This is a genomic window from Longimicrobiaceae bacterium (assembly GCA_035936415.1).
GTDB lineage: Bacteria > Gemmatimonadota > Gemmatimonadetes > Longimicrobiales > Longimicrobiaceae > JAFAYN01.
In genome coordinates this window covers 1-3,537 of record DASYWD010000583.1, presented here as the reverse complement: position 1 = coordinate 3,537, position 3,537 = coordinate 1, and the positions used below count along the sequence as shown (strand labels likewise).

At 74.0% G+C, this 3,537-nt stretch carries 2 protein-coding genes; both read left to right on the top strand.

Annotated elements, in window-relative coordinates; translation table 11 throughout:
* Nucleotides 1–1,891 (top strand): amino acid adenylation domain-containing protein (locus tag VGR37_23385; GenBank protein ID HEV2150362.1); only part of this gene is annotated, 1,891 nt, incomplete at its 5' end.
* A partial coding sequence (locus tag VGR37_23380) for a condensation domain-containing protein (GenBank protein HEV2150361.1) occupies nucleotides 1,888–3,537 on the top strand: 1,650 nt, incomplete at its 3' end. The genes VGR37_23385 and VGR37_23380, both read left to right, overlap by 4 nt.

The following is a 3,537-nucleotide window of genomic DNA, read 5'->3' as shown; positions in this document are numbered from 1 at the left end:
CGGGCTGGAGATGCTGCCCGAGGCGGAGCGGCGGCAGGTGGTGGAGGCGTGGAACGCCACGGAGGCGCCGTACCCGGCCGAGCGGTGCATCCACGAGCTGTTCGAGGCGCAGGCGGAGCGCACCCCGGAGGCGGCGGCGCTGGTCTGCGGGGACGAGACGCTCACCTACGCAGAGCTGAACCGGCGGGCGAACCGCCTGGCGCACTACCTCCGGGAGCTGGGCGTCGGGCCCGACGTGCGCGTGGCGCTGGGGGTGGAGCGCAGCCCGGAGATGCTCGTGGCGCTGCTGGCGGTGCTCAAGGCGGGCGGGGCGTACGTGCCGCTGGATCCGGAGTATCCGCGGGAGCGGCTGGCGTACATGCTCCGCGACAGCGCTCCCGCGGTGCTGCTGACGCACGAGTCCCTGCTGGAGCGGTTCGGGCCCCTCCCGGCGCCGGTCCTCGCGCTCGCCGTGCACGCCTCCTCCTGGGCGGAGCAGCCGGAGGGGAACCCGCCGCGGGCGGACCTCACCCCCGGGCACCTGGCCTACGTGATCTACACCTCGGGCTCCACGGGCCGGCCCAAGGGCGTACTGGTCGAGCACCGCGGCGCCTGCAACCTGGCCGTGGCCCAGGCGCGCGCCTTCGGAGTGGAGCCGGAGAGCCGGGTGCTGCAGTTCGCATCGTTCAGCTTCGACGCCTGCGTCTCCGAGGTCTTCATGGCGCTCTCCCGGGGCGCCGCCCTGCACCTTCCGCCCGCGGGAGCCGTTCCGGCGGGCGGGGCGCTGCTCGAGGTGCTCGCACGCGAGGCCATCACCCACGTGACCCTTCCCCCGGCGGTGCTCGGAGCCCTCCCCGAGGGCGCCGACCTGGGCCCGGTGCGCACCCTCGTCCTGGCCGGAGACGCCCTGAGCGGCGCCCTGGTGACGCGATGGGCGCCGGGCCGCCGGCTCTTCAACGCCTACGGACCCACCGAAGCGACCGTCTGCGCGACGCTCCAGGAGTGCCGCGCCGGGGAGGGGGCGAGCCCCGGCATCGGCGGGCCGATCGCGAACGCGCGGGTCTACGTGTTGGACGCGGCGGGCGAGCCGGTGCCGGCCGGCGCGGCGGGCGAGCTGTACGTAGGCGGGGCCGGGGTGGCGCGCGGCTACCAGCGGCGGCCGGAGCTGACGGCGGAGCGCTTCGTCCCCGACCCGTTCGGCGGGGAGCCGGGGGCGAGACTCTACCGCACCGGCGACCGGGGGCGGTGGCGGGGGGACGGGACGATCGAGTTCCTGGGGCGGGTGGACCACCAGGTCAAGGTGCGAGGCTTCCGCGTGGAGCCCGGGGAGGTCGAGGCGTGGCTCTCCGAGCACCCGGAGGTCCGCGAGGCCGTGGTGCTGGCGCGCGAAGACGCACCCGGGGACCGGCGGCTGGTGGCGTACTACGTGGGAGCGGGAGCGGTGGAGGCGCTCCGGGCGCACCTGCTGGAGCGGCTGCCGGAGTACATGGTGCCGGCGGCGTACGTGCGGCTGGAGCAGATGCCGCTGACGCCGAACGGGAAGCTGGACCGGAGGGCGCTGCCGGCCCCGGAGGGGGATGCGTACGCGCGGCGGGGCTACGAGGCGCCGCAGGGCGAGATGGAGCAGGCGCTGGCGGAGATCTGGGCGGAGGTGCTGCGGCTGGAGCGGGTGGGGCGGTGGGACCACTTCTTCGAGCTGGGCGGGCACTCCCTCCTGGCGGTCCGGGTGCTGGAGCGCATGCGGCAGCGCGGGCTGCACCTGGAGGTGCGGGCGCTGTTCACCACGCCGGTTCTGGCCGAACTGGCCGGGGAGGTGGAGGGGGAGACGAGGGAGGTCGCGGTGCCGCCGAACCTGATCCCCGAGCCCACGGATCCGGGCCGGAATCCCAACATCGTGGAGGTTTACCTATGAGTGTCGACGGACTGCTGGCCCGGCTCGCCGAGGCGGGGATGCAGCTGCGGAGGAGCGGCGACCAGCTCGTCGTCACCGGAGAAAAGCAGAAGCTGACCCCCTCTCTCGTGGCCGAGATCCGCGACCAGAAGCAGGCGCTGCTGTCGGTCGTCACCAGCATCGGGGCCGAGTCCTCCGCTCCCGGGTTCCGCCTCGAACCGCAGATGCTGCCGCTGGTGGAGCTGAACCAGGAGGAGATCGACGGGATCGTGGCGGGGGTGCCCGGGGGCGCTGCGAACGTGCAGGACGTCTACCCGCTGGCGCCGCTGCAGGAGGGAATGCTGTTCCACCACCTGATCTCCGGCGACGCGGATCCGTACCTGACGCCGAGCCTGGCCGCTTTCGACTCGCGCGGGCGCCTGGAGCAGTATCTGGCGGCGCTGCAGGCGGTGATCGACCGGCACGACATCCTGCGCACGGCGATCCGGTGGGAGGGGCTGCGGGAGCCGGTGCAGGTCGTCTGGCGGCGCGCGGAGCTGCCGGTGGAGGAGGTACAGCTGGACGAGGAAGGAGGGGATGCGGCCGAGCAGCTGTGGCGGCGGTACGACCCGCGGCGGTACCGGATGGACCTCGGGCGCGCGCCGCTGCTGCGGGCGTGCATCGCCGAGGATCGTGCGGGGGGTCGCTGGCTGTTGCTCATGGTCATGCACCACCTCGTGGCCGACCACGAGTCGCAGGAGGTGCTCCAGGGGGAGATCGCGGCGCATCTGCACGGGCGGGCCCGGGATCTCCCCCCGCCCCTCCCCTTTCGTAACTACGTGGCGCAGGCGCGGCTGGGGGTGAGCCGGGAGGAGCACGAGGCATTCTTCCGCGAGCTGCTGGGGGACGTGGAGGAGCCGACGGCGCCGTACGGGCTGCTGGACGTGTGGGGGGAGGAACGCGGAGTCGACGAGGCGCGGCTTCGAGTCGAGCGCGGCGCAGGGGTACGGCTGCGGGCCCGTGCGCGGGAGCTGGGGGTGAGCGCGGCGAGCCTGTGCCACCTGGCGTGGGCGCTGGTGCTGGCGCGGCTGACCGGCCGGCAGGACGTGGTGTTCGGCACCGTGCTCTTCGGCCGCATGCAGGGTGGGGAAGGCTCGGACCGGGTGATGGGGCCGTTCATCAACACGCTCCCGGTGCGGATCGAGGTGGATGCGGAGGCGGTGGAGGAGAGCGTCCGGAGGACGCACCGGCTGCTGGCGGAGCTGCTGCGGCACGAGCACGCGTCGCTGGCGCTGGCGCAGCGGTGCAGCGGGGTGGCAGCGCCGGCCCCGCTGTTCACCTCCCTGCTCAACTACCGCTACGGCGGCAGCAGAGGGCGCTCCCCCGAGGCGGGGCGGTCCAGGCAGGGGATGCGGGGACTTCGCGGACAGGAGCGGTCGAACTACCCCGTCGACCTGTCGGTGAACGATCTCGGCGAGGAGTTCTCGCTCGCGGCGCAGGTAGCGGCACCGGCGGAGGCGATGCGCGTCTGCCGGATGATGCATACGGCGCTGGAGCGGCTGGTGGAGGCGCTGGAAGTCTCGCCGGGGCGGGCGCTCGGGAGCATCGACGTGCTTCCGGAGGAGGAGCGGCGGCAGGTGGTGGAGGAGTGGAACGCGACCGCGGCGGCGTATCCGCGCGACGCCTGC